Here is a 16,476-nt window from a genome sequence, read left to right as displayed (position 1 = left end):
ACGCGGTCCATTCCTCCTCGTCAACCGGGGGCCGGGAAAGGGGGAGGGGGGTTTCGGTGTCCGTTGCTGCAGCCGCCGGTATACGCGCGGGTCAGGCGGGGGAGGGCGAGGGTCAGGCGTTCGTGCCAGCCGATGGGCCCGTTGCCGTTGTCGGTCGGGTCGAACGCGGCCCGGTGCGAACAGTGCAGCGCGGACAGTTCCTCGACCAGACCATCGTGCTGCCACCAGCAGGCGGGAACGGTGGACAGGGGGAGGTGGTAGCGGTGCACGAACCACTCCACCCAGTCCCGCAGCGCCCCCCACGCTTCAACGGCTTGGGCGTCGGTCAGGGTCCGCCAGTTCGTGGACCGACCGCCGATCGCCGCGGACGACGCGGTTTCACGCACGCCGGGATAGCCAGCGGGGACAGTCGGAACCCCGGCGGAGTCGGCCGCGAAGAGGGCGGTGGACTGGCGGGCGGGGTCGGTCACGACTGCCCCTGCCGGTGAAGCGCGTCCTGGAGACGGGCCAACGCGATGAGGGTGGCATCCCGGCGGGTCCGCTGCCGGGACAGGACCGTGTCGCGGTCGATGAGCCGGTGGACGAGGTCGTGACAGGCCGGGTGCAGCGGGATGAGGTCAGTGTGAGCCTCCATGGCCCGCCACCGGCCACCGGTGATCGTGACGCCGGTGTAGTCGAGGTGGTGCAGCTCGAGCGTGACCGGGGTCCCCGCGATCGTGCAGAGGGTGCAGGTGGGTGGGGTGCCGGTGCGGGCGTGGGTGCGGAACCACCGAGCGCGGCGGGCGTGCCAGGCGGGGGAGCGGAGGAACCCGCCCCGGTAGTCGCTGGGCCCGGGCGTGCGTCGGTTGCTCATCCTTCGACTCCCTCGGTGGGGGTTGGGGTGATGCGGGGGCGGGTGGTGCTGCGGAAGACGTCCTGCTGTTCCTGTTCGGTTTCGCGTTTCCCGGTGCGGATGGCGTGCGCGTCTTGGCGGTCGTCCCAGCCGGCGAGGTCCAGGAGGACGCCGCGGCGGTTTCGGTAGGCGAGGAGTCCGGTGGTTTCGGGCATGCGGCGGATCTCGTCGACGGACATGAGGGGGCGGCGTTCGTGTTGTTCGCTGGTGTTGTGGCCGTGTTCGCGGGTGGACCAGGACTTCTGGGTGCGGCGGGTGTCGCGGGTGCCGAGGAGGGTTTCGATGTCGCGGAGGTGGTCGACGTGGGAGGCGCCGCCGAGGAGGACTTTCGCGGTCGCGGCGGCCCAGATGGTGTCGGCCTCGGCGCGGGACCAGGCCGTTTCGGCTTGGGAGAGGGCTTGAAGTACGACGAAGGTGCATATGCCGCGGCCGCCGCCGTCGGCCATCACCCGGGGCAGGTTCGCCCACCGGAACATGTTGACGATCTCGTCCAGAATCAACCCCAACGGCATCCCCAGTCGGGATCCGGGGGAGGCGAGGGCGCGGGCGCGGGCGACTTCGACGATGTCGTCGACGATCGCACCGAGAAACCCGCCCATCGCTGACGCACCCGACGCGGACCCGATCAGATACAGGGTGTTCGGGGCGTCAAGGAACTCCTGTGGATCGAAGGCGGGGTCGCCAGGCTGGGGGATGAGCGCGTCACGGATCTGTGGGACGGCGAGGGGGGCGACGGTGCCTTGGACGCCGAACCAGATGGAGGAGAGCAGTTTCTCGTCGCCGGCGATGGTTGCTTCGAGGCTTTCGGCCCAGCCGGGGGCGCCGCCTGAGCGGAGGTAGTCGACGGCTTCGTTGGCGCGGGCGGGGCTGGATCCCCAGGCGTAGACGTCGTCGATGGTGCAGTGACCGACGGCGGCGGCGTGGAGGAGCCGGCCGAGGATGACGCCGGAGGCTTGTGCCCATTCTGCGTTGGTGGTGGAGGTGCCAAGGGCGGTGCCGGTGATGATCGCGGTGCCGCGTTGCATCGCCACGAGGGGGTCTTCGCACCCGACGAGGGGGTTGATCCGCAGCGGGTGGCGGATCCCGGAGAGCCCTTGCGGGTCGAACACGTGCACCTGCCCGCGTTTCTGGCGCATCCGCATGGTGGCGGTCAGGTTGTCGTTGGTGGTGGATGTGGTGACGAGGGGGCCGGACCAGTCGAGGATCGCGGAGATCAGTACCCGGTATCCCTTCCCGGAGCGGGGTGGGCCTTCGAGGGCGACGGAGTCTTCGATGGACACGTACACGTCCAGGCCGCGGGAGCGTCCGACCCGCCACCCCACATCCGTCGGTGTCGGTCGGGCAAGGTCCGGGCGCAGCTGTCCGGCACGGCGGAGGACGGCTTTCGCGGACAGGTGCTGCCGGATCTCCCCCGCCTGCGCGAACCCAGGCCGCATCCGCAGATCCGCGATGAAGGACTGATCCGACTGTCGGTATCGCTGCCACCGCACCACCCCCACCACCGTCCCCGCTGCGACCAGGGTGAGAAGAAGGAGGTCGGCGACCCGGATCTGCCACACCGGCAACCCACACCCACCCGCGAGTGAATAGGTGGTGGGATCGCCAGTCAGGGCGAGCCGGAGTCCGGAGAAGATCCCGGACGCCGCCGGTGCTTCCCCGCAGATCAGGTGCGTGACTCCGACGGCGATGGCGGAGGAGGTGAAGGCGAGTGTGGCGACGATGGCGATGCCGACGGCGACGATCTTGCCCAGCAGTCCCTGATTCATCGGAGCGGGCCTTCCCGGTGGCCCAGATCCATCAGCTCGTCCGCCCACTCCCCATCCGCCGGCCCGTCCCCGTCGGGTGCCGGGGTGTCCGGCCAGAGGGTCTCGAGGTCGTCGATGGCTTCGGGTGGGGTGGGGTCGTGGTGGTCGGCGGTGCGGACGGCGTCGTCGGTGGAGAACAGGTTGTATTCCCAGTCGGTGGAGGTGGCGAAGCAGTCCACGAGGTAGGCGTATTGGCCGACGTAGGCGAGGAACTCGCCCTTCCCGAGCTGCCGGGCCATGTCCACATGCGGGGCGGGCATGTTCAGGCGGGTGCGGAGGCTGGTTTGTTCTTGGTGGTTGACGCGGAAGATGAACTTGTTCTCGATGTCGCCGACGATGGAGTAGGCGAGGTTGCGTTCTTGGGAGTCGGCGTCGCCGACGGCGTCCAGGTCGCCCATCTTGTGGAGGATGACGATGTTGCTGATCCCGTAATGGCGAGACAGTTTCAGCCACTGCTGGTACATCTGCAACGACGCCAACGACGTCATGTCCCGCCATCCTTCTTCCCGGATGACGTATCGGGTGCGGCGGGCGGAGCGGTCGGAGACGACGGCTTGGATCCAGGCGGTGGTGCACACCTGGGTGAGTTGGGCGACGAGTTCCCCGCGGGAGAACAGCTCCGAGGTGTCCACGACCACAAGGGGGGCGTCTTGGTCGAAGGCGACGGTCGATTGGTCTTCGAACAGTCCGGACAGGTCGCCGTCGACGAAGCGGCGGAGCACGAACCGGGGTTGCACGGCGCCGTCGGCGAGACGAAAGTCGCCGCTGGTGTCGGCGACCATGAGCCCCAGCTGGTCATACACGCCACGGAGGGTGGGCCGGTCGTGGGTGTCGTGGATGCAGCGGGCGAGGGCTTCGTGGACGGCGGCGTGCTCGACCGCGGTGAGCCGGTTCCCGCCGAGCGCCATCTCCACCAGGGCGATGAGGGTGGCGATGCGGCGTTGGCGCACCATCTGCTCGTGCTGGTCATCGGACGCGTCGCTGCGACGCGGCCCGCGATCGAGGGGGTTGAGGCGGGCGGGGGTGCCGTCGCCGAGGCGGATGACGGTGCCGCCGGGGATCGCGTTAGCGACCACGACCCATTCGCCTTTGGCGTCGGAGGGGACGACGGCTTGGTGGCCGAAGGCGAGGGAGCGGGTGACGAGGGTTTTCACGGCGGCGGATTTCCCGGCACGGTAGGCGCCGAGTACGAGGATGTTGGTGGAGAAGGATCCGCGGTCGGTGGCGTCGCTGTAGGACTCCCAGGGGGAGAAGTGCCAGAGGGCGTCGGCGTTGAGGTCAACGCCGACGATGGGGCCGCGCGAGCCGAGGCCGGCGTCGGCGACGAACGGATAGATCCCCGCCAGATGCTGCGACGTCGCCTGATGCGGAGGCACCGCCGGGCGGGCGAGGTTCCAGTAGTTGCCGTGGATGATTCCGGGCCCGAAGGGGCCGGGGACGGCCGGTTCGGGAAGGCCCCGTTCGCGGCGGGGGCGACGCGGCGTGGGGGGTTCGTGGTGGGCTTCGTAGACGGCGCGGCGCAGGGAGCGGCGTTGTTCGTCGGTGAGGCCGGCGGGTTGGAAGACGACGGTGCGGCGGACCATCACTTCATCCCCAACCCGATCGGCAGCGCGTTGACCATGAGCGCTTCGGCTTGCTGGCAGTACAGGATCTGCGCTTCCATCCCCGCCCGGGCCAGGGCGTTGCGCATGCCGGCGAGGGCCTGGTCGAGGCGTTCCTCGTCGGGTGCGGTGATGGTGAGGTAGCCGCCGTAGCGGAACTCGCCGTGCCCGGCGATGATCTCCTCCTCCTGCTTCTCCAATGCCGCCCAGTCCGCCGCGTCCGCCGCGGACCCATCCGCACCCCGTTTCGCGCGCAGCTGCTCGTTGCCCCGCCACACCTTCTTCTCATCCCTGATCCGCTTGAGCGCTTTGGCGACGGGGACGGGGGTGAGGACGAGGGAGAGGATGTGGGTGACGGCCTCATTGGTGTGGGGGTGGCGGGCGAACACCAGCGGCGACACGAATCCGACCGGCGCGTCGGAGCGGGGCCATTCGTGGATCCACAGCGTGGTGTGGACCCCGGAGTCGGAGTGGACGACACCGTTTCTGCCTTTGGGCTCTTCCAGGTACATGGGGCCGATGGCGGCGGGGTCAACCCCTGCCTGGGTGTCGGGGCGGTTCTGCACGTTCGCGGCGGACTCCGGGTCCATCGCCAACCGGCTGAGCGCGGCGATGTCGCGGGAGGACAACCACCGCCGCACCTTCACCTTCGCGGACTGCAGCGCGTCGGCGAGGTTCCCCGCTTCGATGCGGGCGAGGTCGATGATGGCGTCCTTCCCACCGCCGAGGGATTTGACCTGCGGGGTGAGGGCGACCAGGTCCAGGGTGAAGGTGAGGTAGTTGCGGTGGGTGACCGCGAACCGCTCCGACCGGTTCATCACCTCCGCATAATTCGCTGCCACCGCCGAGCGCGGGTCAAGGCCGCGGCGGTCGACGACGGTGGCGTAGTGTTCCCGGGCGGCGCGGATCGTGGTGGGGATGGTCCGCTCCTGCAGGGTGACCCGCTTGATCCCCGCCCGCTGGGTGAATGATGCCAACACCCGGGACCACTGCTGGGCAAGATCAAACCGCTCCGGGGTGTCGTGCATCAGAAACCCCTGCACCTCGAGCTCGGCGGTGACGGACACGCTCCGGTCGTGGGGGTTGTACACGCACGCGATCCCATCGGTCTCCCACAGCTGCAGCGACGCCCGCGTCCCCGGCAGATTCAACGTCCCGGTCAGCTTCGGCTGCTCCGGCCGGAACGTGTACGTCGTCGCACCCATCGCGTGCCGGACGCGCTTCAACATCCACAGGCCCGCGATGCGGGGGGCGGAGATGCCGTGCACGGTGGTGAGCGCGGCGCCGCCGAGGGCGAGGTAGATCGGTGCCGTGTACAGCAGCCCGACCGGCCCGAACCGGTTCACGGCGATCAGGACCGTAATGCCGGCGGCAGCGAGGAACGCCAGCTGCCACGGGTCCATGCCGAGCACGACGCCCTGCCGGGAACGCCGCGGCAGCCGCACCGGGCGGCTGAGGTCAGGGGTGGAGGTGGTCATCGCGGAGTCCTTTCCGGGTGCGACGGAGACATCGGAGGTGAAGCAGTCGGCCGTGGCGCACCCGAGGACGCCGGAGTCGGGGGAGTCGGGGGAGTCGGGCTGGCGGTGCGGCCCGCAGGGCCCGGCTGACCGGGCGTCCCGGTGCGACCCGCGGCACCACCGGCGCCGGTTCGCGCAGTGACGCCGCCGGGACGGCCGCCGCCCGCGGCACCCGCCGGGAGGGGCGCCGACGACCTGGAGGCGCGTGCACCCGCGGTTGCCGTGGCGGTGCGGGCGGCGGCGGGTGCCATCCCAGCGGGGCGGCGCCCAGGCGGGTGGGGATCGGCGGGGCGGTGCGGCCGGCGCCGGTGGCGGCGGGGCTGGTGGTGGCCCCGGGGGCCCCGCCGATGCTGTCGGCGGCGACGGCGCCGACGAAGCTGAACAGTCCGAAGATCGCGAACGGGGCGAACGCGACCAGGACCAGGCCGACGAGGAGGGGCCAGGACTGGGGGTCCCAGATGGTGCGGACGGTGGCGAGCCCGTTGATGATGAGCGTGACGAACCCGACTGTGAGCGGCCCGGTGAGCAGGAGCACGGTGACGGCGGAGACGTACCGGACCACCCACTGCGGGCCGATGCCGCGGATGGGGAACAGCATCCACGCGACCGGGCCGACGGCGATGAGGGCGGCGAGGACGATGTTGCGGAACGCGAAGACGAGGGTGAGCAGCAGCATCGAGATCAGCAGCAGACCGTGGATGAGGAACGCGAAGAAGTAGTTCGCCTGCCCGCCCGCCCACATCACTCCCTGCAGGGTCCCGAACAGTTCGGTGGGGCCTTGTCCGTTGAGGATGTACCAGGTCATGTCATCGATCGCGTTCAACAGGTGCCCCGTCATCCACAACGTCAGCGGCACCGCAGGGACGGCGACGAAGGTGCGGATCAGCGCCCCGACCAGCTGCTCCCGGTCGCCGGAGACGATCCCCGCACCGACTGCCCACACCATCGCGGCGAACAGGACGATGAGGACCGCCCACTGCCAGAACGACCACTCACTGGTCGCCGCGGCCCACAGCAAGGTGCTGGTATCGAACTGCATGTTCTGCGCGACGAGGAACATCGCCGACGTCGCACCGAGCGCCATCCCACGGCCGGCGTTCTCGAACGTCACACACACGACGTCCCCGATGCTGCACCCGTACTCCACCGTGACGGCCTTGCCGCCAGATGCTTTGATCGCTTTGACGTGCTCCTCGTAGGTGGTGCAGACGGTGGCGCGGGCTCCGTCGGTGAAAACACCGAGGAAGCACTGTTGGGGCTCTACCGCTGAGGGGTCCAGCGGTGTGCAGCTGACTTGCCCGCCGGAGGTGAGGCAGGTCACGGGGTGTGATGGTGCTGACCACGGCTCGCCGGTGACGGTCGATGACGCAGCCGGCCGGGGCGCGGTCGCGTCCACGTCTGTAGCGGAGGCGGGGGTGAGCGCGCCCATGGCCAGGGCAAGGCCGAGAGCCAGGCCTGTCGCGAGGGTGCGCCAGATGGTCATCGCCGTCAGAATCCGAAGTCGAAGTTCACGAACCACGCGAACAGACCGGACGCGGCGCCGAGGACGGCGGCGGCGATGAAGATCCAGAGGATGTTCTCCCCGGCCCAGGTCCGTACCCGGTCGGAGGCGAGACCGCGGAAGGCGAGGGCGGCGCCGGCGATGATCAGCATGATCAGAACGACCAGCATCGCGCCCGCGAGGATGTAGGACGCGATGACCTGGAAGCCCTGGAAGAACGGGGCGGAGAAGTCCGGCTGAATCTCGGGGATGTCAACGTCGGTCGCAATAGGGAGTGTGTGCTTCACGGTCTGCTTCCTGTTCAGTGGTGTCGTGGCTAGGTGAGGGGCAGGCCGCGGGCGGCCATGAAAGGCGCGGGATCGATGGGGACACCGTTGTGTCTGACCTCGAAGTGGAGGTGGCAGCCGAACGAGCGCCCGGTGTTGCCCTCTGCCCCCAAGGGGGTGCCGGCGGTGACTTCTTCGTCGGCGGTGACGCGGAGGGATCCCCACTGCATGTGTCCGTAGAGGGTGAGGACGCCGTCACCGTGGTCGATGGTGACGGTGTTGCCCCACCCGCTGAGGGACCCGGCGTGGGTGACGGTGCCGGGGCCGGCGGCATAGACGGTGGCGCCGCATCCCTGGGCCATGTCGTAGCCCAGGTGATCGATGGAGCAGTAGCCGCACCCGATCACCGGGTTGTATCCGAAGCCGCGGCCGAAGGTATAGGCGCCCGCGTACGGATACCCCCAGTCACCCTCAACGACCGGTATCTTCACGGGGTCTTCGGCGGGGTTGGAGAGCGTGCTACCGGCGATGGCGAACGGGATCGCGACCAGCGGGGTCAGTGCGACGCCCGCGAGGAGCGCGGCGACAGCGAGGGCTCCGATCGCGATGCGGCGTCCCGTCCTCGTCTGGCCGAGGACAGCGATCGCGGTGACCGGAGCGGGCATCTCAGGGCTCCACCGGCTCCGAGAAGAACCGCACAAGCTTGCAGTCCCCCGCCTGCTGCGCGCTATCCGGTGTCGGGATCGACCCCGGTCCGCACAGAACCTGCACGCTCAGCCGGGTGCTCTCCTCGTAGGAGACGTCTCCGCCAGCGCCGTCTGCGCGGGTGAACGTGATCGTGACATCAGCGGTGCCGATCGACATGTCGCCGGATTCGTCCTGGGGCACCGGCGCCAGGGTTACCCCGCCGATGACGATGGAGGCCACGCGGCCGTCCTCACGGGCGAGGGAGTCCCACTCCTCCTCGGGGAAGACGACACTCTGCCGCATCTCCAACTTCGCCGCCTCAAGCTCCGCCTGGCGGTCAGCATTGCTGGTGTAACGGGTGTCGGGGGTGAACCAAGTGTGGAGGTAGGAGATCCAGTCCTCGTAGGTTGCACCTTGCGTGGTGTCGAAGGTTCCGCCCGCGGCCAGCGCCGCCCGCACATAGAGTTCTGGGTCCGTCGTCACCGGCTCGGGAACCCAGCCTCGATCCGCCGCGGCCTCGTCGACGACAGGCCCCGCCTCACCCTGGGTTGGTTGCGGACTCGAGGTCACCGACGTGGAGGTCGGTGCGGGAGTCGGCCCTTCGGCGGGAGGGCGCCCGAGCGACGCGATGATGAGCGCCGCGACACCGACAAGAAGGACCACGCCCCCGGCGATCGCCCAGTACAGTCCGCGTCGACCTGACCCAGCCATCACCGTCGCTCCTCACCCTCGAGAGCAGCGCGTGCGACAACCGGCGCGCAAAGATGCGACACACGCTGTGGCGGCATCCTAAGCATGAGTGCGGCGAAAAGGGAAAGACCTGATGAAAAGCTAGTTCCGAAAGGAACGACAGCATGGCGAGGCGGCGAAACATGGGGCCTCCTCGCGTCTGCACCGCAGGTTACGTCCCGCCCGACGACAGTGTCTGTAGGAACTTTGGAGGACATCGCCCCGGCGCGAGCGGCGGTCCCCGTCTCGTCGTTCGGCTCCTGAGTCCTTGACATGAGTGCATGGTACATAGCTACACTCGACGAAGTAAAGCAATATCTCATGCGGTTCTCTAGACAGGTGCCGCCGCCCGTCGAGAGAATGGGGCGTGCCCAGATACGCCCGCCCCGCCAATAGCGATCGCGCGGAGGATCCCATCGAAGCGTTCGGCAACCGGCTCCGCGCCGGCATCATCGGATACCTCAGAGTCAATCCGAACCAATCCCGGGCAGAGATCGCTGCTGCTCTCGACATTCCTTCGCCCACCGTGTTCAACGCGCTCGAGAAAATGCTCGAGGCCGGTCTGCTCATCTCCGACCCGCCCCGGACCGAGTGGGAACGCGGCGGACGCGTGCGCTACAGCGTGAACAGCGAACTCGTCTCACTGCTCTACCTCCAGCTCGGCCAGGCGTTGGGTGAGATCTGAACGTCGCGCCCTCGCGTGATTCTGGAGTTAGGCCCTGCATCCGTACGGACCGCTCGTAGGACCTCACAGATTCCACCGAACGGGTCGAAGCCCGCATGCCGTCGCGTCACTCCCCGCCGACCTGGTCGCAGTTCTCGACGACGAGAGATAGCTGGCGTCATCCCCTCCGCCCCGCAACATGGTGAGTCGCCACCATGTCGCCGGGGCTCCTTGCGATCCCTGGCCACCCCAGGGTGCGCGTGAAGGTGAAAGTCATCTGAACTCTGTGGACTGGGATCCGCCATCATTGTCCGCTCCGAAGACGGGGGCTTCCTCGCGATGTCGCTCAAATTTTGACCAGTTGACACCGTCGCTGCGTTCGTTCTATCGTGGTCAAGTGTTCAGAGGACTTTGAACATCAAACGCCCAAACGGCAGCGTTTCGGCACTCAACGAGGAGTCATTTCATGGTTCTAACGCGTCGACCTCAGATCGCGGCCGCAGTGGTATCGGTCGTAGCGGTGGGTCTCCTTCTCACCGCCTGCAACCGCGGCGGCGATGCCGCCGCCGGCGACAGTGGGGCGCCGGATGACGGTTGTACGGTCGCCTATTCCCAGGGCTCGCTGAGCGGCGAGTGGCGGGTGGCCAACTCCGAAGATATGAAGGCCCAGGTCGAGGCGGCCGGATGCGAGTTCATCCAGATCTCGGCCGACGACGATGTCGCGAAGCAGCTGCAGGACGTCAATGATCTCCTCGCCAAGCAGCCCGATCTCCTGGTGGTGGCGCCCGTGCAGTACGAGCCTCTCGCCCCCGTGCCGGGGCTCGCCGAGGCTGCCGGTGTCCCGCTAATCGTCGTCGACCGCGAGCTGCCCGGAACGCCCGGCGAGGGCCAGTACAAGGCGCTCATCACGATCGACTTCGTCGAGTCGGGCGTCAAGGTGGCGGAGAGCCTGGTGCAGGGTCTGACGGAAAAGAACGGCGAGCCGCGCGGCAACGTGCTGCACATCACCGGGACGACCGGTTCGTCGCCCGTGATCGATGAGCAGGAGGGCATCGACCAGGTGCTCGCCGACAACCCCGGCATCCAGATCGTCGGCTCGTGCGACGGCCTGTACGCGGCCGAGCCCGGCCGCAGCTGCATGGAGGATTTCCTGCAGCGCTTCGACGCCGGCCAGATCGACGGCGTCATCGCCGACAACGACGAGATGGCGCTCGGCGCGATCCAGGCGATCAAGGCCGCGGGCCGCACCGAGCTGCTGCCCTGGGTCTGGGGCAAGGATGCGCAGCGGACGGCACTCGAAGCCATGCTCGCCGGCGAGATGTACTACACCATCTCCACACCGCCCCAGTACGGCGCGATCACCATGGACACGTGGCTGAAGATCCAGGACGACTCCCTCGAAGACCCGGTTGTCCTGATCCCCAAGACCGAGTTCACACTCGACGACGAGGACGCCATCCAGACGGCGATCGACACCCTCACCGAGCAGAACATGAACTGCTGCTCCGAATGAGCGACGCGCGCAGCGCCGGCGGCCCCGTCACCGTGGTCAGGATGTCGGCGATCAAGAAGAAATACGCGGGAGTGCAGGCCCTCAAAGGCGTCGACTTCGATGTCGCCGCCGGAGAGGTGCACTGCCTGATCGGTGAGAACGGTGCGGGCAAATCGACCCTCATGCGCATCCTCACCGGTGCGGAGGTTCCAACCAGCGGAACCATCGAGATCGGCGGCGAAACGCACACCGGTCTCACTCCGCCGCTGGCGCTGCGCTCCGGGGTCTGTGCGATCTACCAGGAGACCGACCTGGTGCCCGAGCTCACGGTCTGGCAGAACATGTACCTGGGGCACGAGCGCCGCACGCGCCTCGGCATCCTCGACGTGCGCAGCATGCGGCGCGAAGCGACACGGATCCTGCACGAGATCGACGTCGACCTCCCCGTCGACGTGCCGGTGTCGGCGCTTTCCGCAGCAAACGCGCAGCTCGTGCAGATCGCGAAGGCGCTGACGCGAGACAGCCGGGTGATCATCATGGACGAGCCGAGCGCCGTGCTCAGCGATCACGAACTGGCAGGCCTGTTCCGCATCATCCGTTCGCTGTGCGAGCGGGGCATCGCGATCGTGTACATCTCGCATCGCCTGGACGAGGTGGTGCAGCTCGGCGACCGGGTCACCGTGATGCGGGACGGCCTATGGGTCAAGACCGTGGCCGTCGCGGACACCCCCATCCCCGAGATGATTCGGGCGATGGTCGGCCGCGATCTCGACGACCAGTTCGCCAAGACCGTCTCGGTGCAGGACACCGTCGCGCTCTCCGTCGAGAGTCTGACGGCACGCGGCCGTTTCGAGGACGTCAGCTTCGACGTGCGTCACGGCGAGGTCCTTGGGATCGCGGGCCTCGTCGGCGCGGGCCGCAGCTCGGTCCTCGCCGCGATCTTCGGTGATGTCGCGCCGGACGCCGGGCAGGTGGTCCTCAACGGCCGCAAGCTCGCGGGCGGTTCGGTGCGCGACGCCATCCGCAACGGCATCGGATTGGTCCCGGAGGATCGCCGCGGAGCGGGGCTCGTGCTTGGGCGATCCGTCGAGGAGAACATCGCGCTGCCCTCGGTCGATCGATTCGCGACCGGTCCGTTCGTCAACGCGAAGGAGCGCCGCGCGGCCGCGCAGCGCTTCATCGAGGAGTTCCGCATCCGCACGCCATCGCGCGATCAGCTCGTGCGATTTCTCAGCGGCGGCAATCAGCAGAAGGTCGTGCTGGCCAAGTGGCTGGCGCGCAACGTCTCGGTGCTGCTGCTGGATGAGCCGACGGTCGGCGTGGACGTGGGCGCGAAGAGCGAGATCTACGCGCTCATCAATCGGCTCGCCGCCGAGGGCCTCGCGATCGTCATGGTGTCGTCAGACCTTCCGGAGGTATTGGGAATGAGTGATCGGATACTGGTCATGTCCGAGGGGCGGGTCACGGCGGAACTGTCGCGCGCGGACGCCACACAAGAGGTCATCATGGCAGCTGCCGTGCCCGTGTCGGCGGCGGTGGCATAGTGCGCCGCGCGCAAGCGATCGCGGTGGCTGATGGCATCGCAGCACTCCCCGGCACCCAGCCGTCCACCCGTGGGCGGGCGATCACCCGCTACCTCGGGCGACACTTGGTCGAGATCCTCTTCCTCGTGGTGGTCCTGCTCGGCTATATCGCCAGCCCCAACTTCCTCACCGAATTCAACGTCTACGGGCTGCTCCAGCAGGCCTCTGTCCTCGGCCTCCTAGCCCTCGGGCAAGCCGTCGTGATCATTTCGGGCGGCTTCGACCTCGCCGTGGGCTCCGTCCTCGCACTCAGCACGATGGTGACAGCTGTCACGATCAGCGATCTCGGCCTCCTGTCGGTCCCCGTGGCCATCGGCGCGGGCGCCGCCATGGGCGCAATCAGCGGCATCGCCGTCACCTGGGGGCGCATCCCGCCCTTCGTGGCCACGCTCGCCGTGCTCGGGATCGCGCGGGGGCTGGCCTTCTCGATCGACAACCAGGGGATCATCATCACCGATGCGAACCTGCTCGCCCTCAACGCCACCCGCTTTGGGCCCGTCCCGCTCTCGGCGGTCATCTGGGTGCTGATGGTCGTGCTCGTCGCAGCGATGCTGCGCTTCACCCGCACCGGCACGCACCTGTACGCGGTGGGCGGCGACATCGACAGCGCTCGGCTCGCCGGCGTGCGGGTCGGATGGGTGCGCTTCAAGGCATTCCTGCTTTCGGGCGCCCTAGCGGGCCTGGCTGGCGTGCTGTTCGCCGCGCGCTCGTCCAGTGGAAGCCCCGGCATCGCGGTGGGATGGGAACTGGACACGATCGCGATAGTCGTTATCGGAGGCGTCAGCCTGTTCGGCGGGTCGGGCAGCGTCGTCCGCGTCGCGCTCGGCGCGCTCATCTACCTCATGCTCACCAACATCATGAACCTCGTCAACGTCGACACCTACGCGCAGAACGTGCTGAAGGCCATACTGATCCTGGCCGCCGTCACGATCCCGCTCATGGTGAAGAACCGGGGCGCGAGAAGGGGGTCCGCATGAGCGGGGTCACCGTTACGAATCCGCCGAGCGTGGACGCAGAGGCGCCGCAGGACCCGAGGAAGCGCCTCCGTTTGAAGGCGCTGCCCGGTGGCCCCATGCTCTGGGTGCTGATCGTGGTCGTGATCCTCGCGATCGTCATCACCCAGGGCGTCTTCATCCGCCCGTCCAACATCACTACGGTGCTGTTCCAGAGCGCGGTGATCGGCGTGCTCGCCCTCGCGCAGGGCTTCGCCGTCCTGGCCAAGGGCCTCGACCTCTCCGTCGGGGCGACCGCGGTGCTGGCGGCCATCGTGGCCGGGGGTATGAGCTCCGACAGCGTCACGTTCCTGCCGACCGTCCCGCTTCCGCTCGCGCTACTCGCCGCGATCGGCGTCGGTGTGCTCGTCGGCCTGCTGAACGGGGTCCTGGCCGGTTACACGCCGGTGCCGCCGTTCATCATCACGCTGTCGACCTTCCTGCTCGTCGGAGGCGTGACTTATCTCCTGACCAACGCCACGCCGGTGACCCAGCCGGATCCGTTCTTCCGGGCCTTGGGCGACGCGCAGCTCTTCATCGTGCCCGTCCCGGTGCTCGTCTGGGTCGTGTTCATCGTGCTGGCCGCGGTGATCCTGAACCGCACCACGCTGGGCACGAAGGTCTACGCCATCGGCGGCAACGACTCCGCGTCGCGCCTGAGCGGTGTCGCCGTGCCGCGCGTCAAGGTGATGGTGTACGTGATCGCGGGCGTGCTCGCGGCGATCGCCGGCATCATGTTCCTCTCACGGACGGGGACGGTGCTGCCGTCGGACGGCGGCAACTTCATGCTCGATTCGATCGCGGCGGTCGCGGTCGGCGGGCTCAGTCTCATGGGCGGGGTCGGGCGCGTGCGCGATGTAGTAATCGGGGTGCTCCTGCTGGCGATCGTCGGAAACGTGATGAACCTCCTGGGCATCTCGCAGTACCTCCAGCAGTCGGTCCAGGGCTTCATCATCCTGCTCGCCGTCGGCGTGAGCTTCCGGCTGAGCGGCAGCCGCTCGGGTCATGCCTGAGTCGCTGCTCGCGCCCGGCGCGCAGATGGAGCGCATCGTGTCGGGATGCGTGTTCACCGAAGGTCCGGTGTGGTTGCCCGACCGATCGCTGTTGTTCAGCGACATCACCGGCGACAAGCTCATGCGCTGGAGCGAAGAAAGCGGCACGGAGATCGTGCGCTCACCCAACGGCAAGGGCAACGGGATGACGCTCGACAACGAGGGTCGCCTGATCGTGTGCGAACACGCCACGAGCACCGTCACGCGGACGGCGGACTACCGCGCTCGCCGGGAGGTGATCGCCGCCACCGCCCGTGGCGCGGAGCTCAACAGCCCCAACGACGTCATCGTGCTCGCCGACGGCAGCATCCTGTTCACCGATCCGGACTTCGGGCGGACACTGCCGACCGTGGGTGTCGTGCGGGATGTTCCGCAGTCGCTGCGAGGCGTGTACCGGATCCCGCCGAGCGGCGGTGAGCCGGAGCTGCTGGTCGCAGATCTCGAACAACCGAACGGCCTCTGCGTCTCTCCGGACGAGTCGATCCTGTACGTCGGCGATACCCCGCGCGCGCACGTCCGCGCATTCGCGCTGCCCGGTGCCGGGCCGCTGACCGAGATCGGCGTCTTCGCCGAGCACATCAGCGCATCTGAGTGCGACGACGACAACTTCGTCGACGGGCTCAAGGCGGATGAACACGGCAACGTGTACGTGACCGGCCCCGGCGGCATCTGGGTCTACGCCCCGTCCGGCGAGCGCATCGCGGTGATCGAGGTGCCGGAGCAGGCCGCCAACCTCAACTGGGGCGACGACGACGCGAAAACCCTGTACATCACCGCGCTGACCTCCGTCTACCGCATCCGCATGGCCGTCTCCGGAAACCCGCTTCCGTATCTGCGGCAGCCATGACCCGGCTCCGACCGTACATCGCCACACCCACCACGTAGGAGAAGTCCATGAGATTCGAAGGCCAGAACGTCGTTATCACCGGGAGTGCCGCGGGCATCGGGCAGTCCATCGCCCTGCGCTTCGCGGCCGAGGGCGCGCGTCTGATCCTCGCCGATTTCCAGCCGGTCGACGAGACGCTCGCGCTCGTCGCGGAGACGGGGGCGGCCGCCTCGTACGTGGAGTGCGACCTGCGCGATGAGGCAAGCATCCGGCGTTTCGCGCAGCAGGTGACCGAGCTGACCGGCGGATCGCTGGACGTGCTCGTGAACAACGCCGGCATCAACGGCGAGGCGCAACTCGTGCGCGACATGCCGCTGGACAACTGGAACCGCACGATCGGTGTGAACCTCACGGGGACGATGCTCGTCACTCGCGAGCTGATCCCGGCTCTGATCGCCGCAAGGGGGAGCGTCGTGAACACCTCGAGCAACGTGGCGCGCCGGGGGCTGCCGTTCCGTGCCGACTACGTCGCCAGCAAGTGGGCGCTGCTCGGCCTCACGCAGACGCTCGCGCTCGAACTCGCGGCGTCGGGCGTGCGCGTGAACGCCGTGTGCCCCGGCCCAGTCGAAGTCGACCGGATCGAGAAGGTGATGGCGTCGCACGCGGAATCGGAAGGGCGTTCGGTGGAGGAGGTCCGCCGGGAATGGGAGTCGGACAGCCCGATGGGGCGCTTCATCCAGCCCATGGAGGTCGCGAACGTCATCGCCTTCCTGGCGTCTGACGAGAGCAGCGCGCTCACCGGCCAGGCACTGAACGTCACCGCCGGCGCCATCATGACCTGAGTCCGCGAGGCAGATCGCGCGAAGGGC

16 protein-coding genes are annotated in these 16,476 nt (G+C 68.2%); 7 read left to right on the top strand and 9 right to left on the bottom strand.

Features of this window, described 5'->3' with window-relative positions:
• Positions 1-20: 20 nt before the first annotated feature.
• Genes NFR93_RS13385 through NFR93_RS13345 form a run of 9 tightly spaced genes read right to left on the bottom strand, consistent with a single transcriptional unit; the run spans position 21 to position 8,980 of the window.
• Positions 21-470, bottom strand: a complete 450-nt coding sequence (locus NFR93_RS13385; protein WP_251454114.1) for a hypothetical protein — start codon at positions 468-470, stop codon at positions 21-23.
• Entirely contained in the window at positions 467-853 is a 387-nt protein-coding gene (locus NFR93_RS13380; RefSeq protein WP_251454112.1) for a hypothetical protein, read from the bottom strand. The genes NFR93_RS13385 and NFR93_RS13380 overlap by 4 nt, the downstream gene beginning before the upstream one ends.
• Positions 850-2,658: a type IV secretory system conjugative DNA transfer family protein gene (locus tag NFR93_RS13375; RefSeq protein WP_251454109.1), complete on the bottom strand. Its 1,809-nt coding sequence runs from the start codon at positions 2,656-2,658 to the stop codon at positions 850-852. Before NFR93_RS13375 ends, NFR93_RS13380 begins: the two co-directional genes overlap by 4 nt.
• Complete coding sequence (locus tag NFR93_RS13370; RefSeq protein ID WP_251454099.1) at positions 2,655-4,280, bottom strand: putative type IV secretion/conjugal transfer ATPase; 1,626 nt, start codon at positions 4,278-4,280, stop codon at positions 2,655-2,657. The genes NFR93_RS13375 and NFR93_RS13370 overlap by 4 nt, the downstream gene beginning before the upstream one ends.
• Positions 4,280-5,776 carry an SCO6880 family protein gene (locus NFR93_RS13365; protein ID WP_251454097.1) on the bottom strand — a complete coding sequence of 499 codons (1,497 nt, stop codon included), beginning with the start codon at positions 5,774-5,776 and terminating at the stop codon, positions 4,280-4,282. Before NFR93_RS13365 ends, NFR93_RS13370 begins: the two co-directional genes overlap by 1 nt.
• Positions 5,757-7,298 carry an LTA synthase family protein gene (locus NFR93_RS13360; protein WP_251454095.1) on the bottom strand — a complete coding sequence of 514 codons (1,542 nt, stop codon included), beginning with the start codon at positions 7,296-7,298 and terminating at the stop codon, positions 5,757-5,759. Before NFR93_RS13360 ends, NFR93_RS13365 begins: the two co-directional genes overlap by 20 nt.
• A gap of 5 nt (positions 7,299-7,303) precedes the next feature.
• Positions 7,304-7,603, bottom strand: coding sequence for a hypothetical protein (locus NFR93_RS13355; protein WP_251454093.1), 300 nt, complete (start codon positions 7,601-7,603; stop codon positions 7,304-7,306).
• A 29-nt stretch (positions 7,604-7,632) separates the two neighbouring features.
• On the bottom strand, positions 7,633-8,247 hold the full coding sequence (locus NFR93_RS13350; protein WP_251454091.1) for a M23 family metallopeptidase: 615 nt from the start codon (positions 8,245-8,247) through the stop codon (positions 7,633-7,635).
• Between the two features lies 1 nt (position 8,248).
• The gene (locus NFR93_RS13345) at positions 8,249-8,980 is read right to left on the bottom strand and encodes a hypothetical protein (RefSeq protein WP_251454089.1); all 732 of its coding nucleotides are present in this window, start codon (positions 8,978-8,980) and stop codon (positions 8,249-8,251) included.
• Positions 8,981-9,365: 385 nt separating this feature from the next.
• On the opposite strand from NFR93_RS13345, the gene NFR93_RS13340 reads away from it, so the two are divergent.
• The 7 genes from NFR93_RS13340 (at position 9,366) to NFR93_RS13310 (ending at position 16,449) form a co-directional block, all read left to right on the top strand.
• Complete coding sequence (locus NFR93_RS13340) at positions 9,366-9,683, top strand: ArsR family transcriptional regulator (protein ID WP_251454087.1); 318 nt, start codon at positions 9,366-9,368, stop codon at positions 9,681-9,683.
• Between the two features lie 499 nt (positions 9,684-10,182).
• Positions 10,183-11,175: a substrate-binding domain-containing protein gene (locus NFR93_RS13335; protein WP_251454085.1), complete on the top strand. Its 993-nt coding sequence runs from the start codon at positions 10,183-10,185 to the stop codon at positions 11,173-11,175.
• Entirely contained in the window at positions 11,172-12,698 is a 1,527-nt protein-coding gene (locus NFR93_RS13330) for a sugar ABC transporter ATP-binding protein (RefSeq protein ID WP_251454083.1), read from the top strand. The genes NFR93_RS13335 and NFR93_RS13330 overlap by 4 nt, the downstream gene beginning before the upstream one ends.
• A gap of 23 nt (positions 12,699-12,721) precedes the next feature.
• Positions 12,722-13,714, top strand: coding sequence for an ABC transporter permease (locus NFR93_RS13325; RefSeq protein ID WP_251454081.1), 993 nt, complete (start codon positions 12,722-12,724; stop codon positions 13,712-13,714).
• Positions 13,711-14,742: an ABC transporter permease gene (locus tag NFR93_RS13320; RefSeq protein ID WP_251454079.1), complete on the top strand. Its 1,032-nt coding sequence runs from the start codon at positions 13,711-13,713 to the stop codon at positions 14,740-14,742. The genes NFR93_RS13325 and NFR93_RS13320 overlap by 4 nt, the downstream gene beginning before the upstream one ends.
• The gene (locus NFR93_RS13315) at positions 14,735-15,628 is read left to right on the top strand and encodes an SMP-30/gluconolactonase/LRE family protein (RefSeq protein ID WP_251454077.1); all 894 of its coding nucleotides are present in this window, start codon (positions 14,735-14,737) and stop codon (positions 15,626-15,628) included. Before NFR93_RS13320 ends, NFR93_RS13315 begins: the two co-directional genes overlap by 8 nt.
• Before the next feature lie 47 nt (positions 15,629-15,675).
• Positions 15,676-16,449: an SDR family NAD(P)-dependent oxidoreductase gene (locus NFR93_RS13310; RefSeq protein ID WP_251454063.1), complete on the top strand. Its 774-nt coding sequence runs from the start codon at positions 15,676-15,678 to the stop codon at positions 16,447-16,449.
• Positions 16,450-16,476: the final 27 nt, after the last annotated feature.

It is taken from the genome of Microbacterium sp. Marseille-Q6648 (assembly GCF_943181415.1).
Lineage (GTDB): Bacteria > Actinomycetota > Actinomycetes > Actinomycetales > Microbacteriaceae > Microbacterium.
This window is presented reverse-complemented; position numbering and strand designations above follow the sequence as displayed.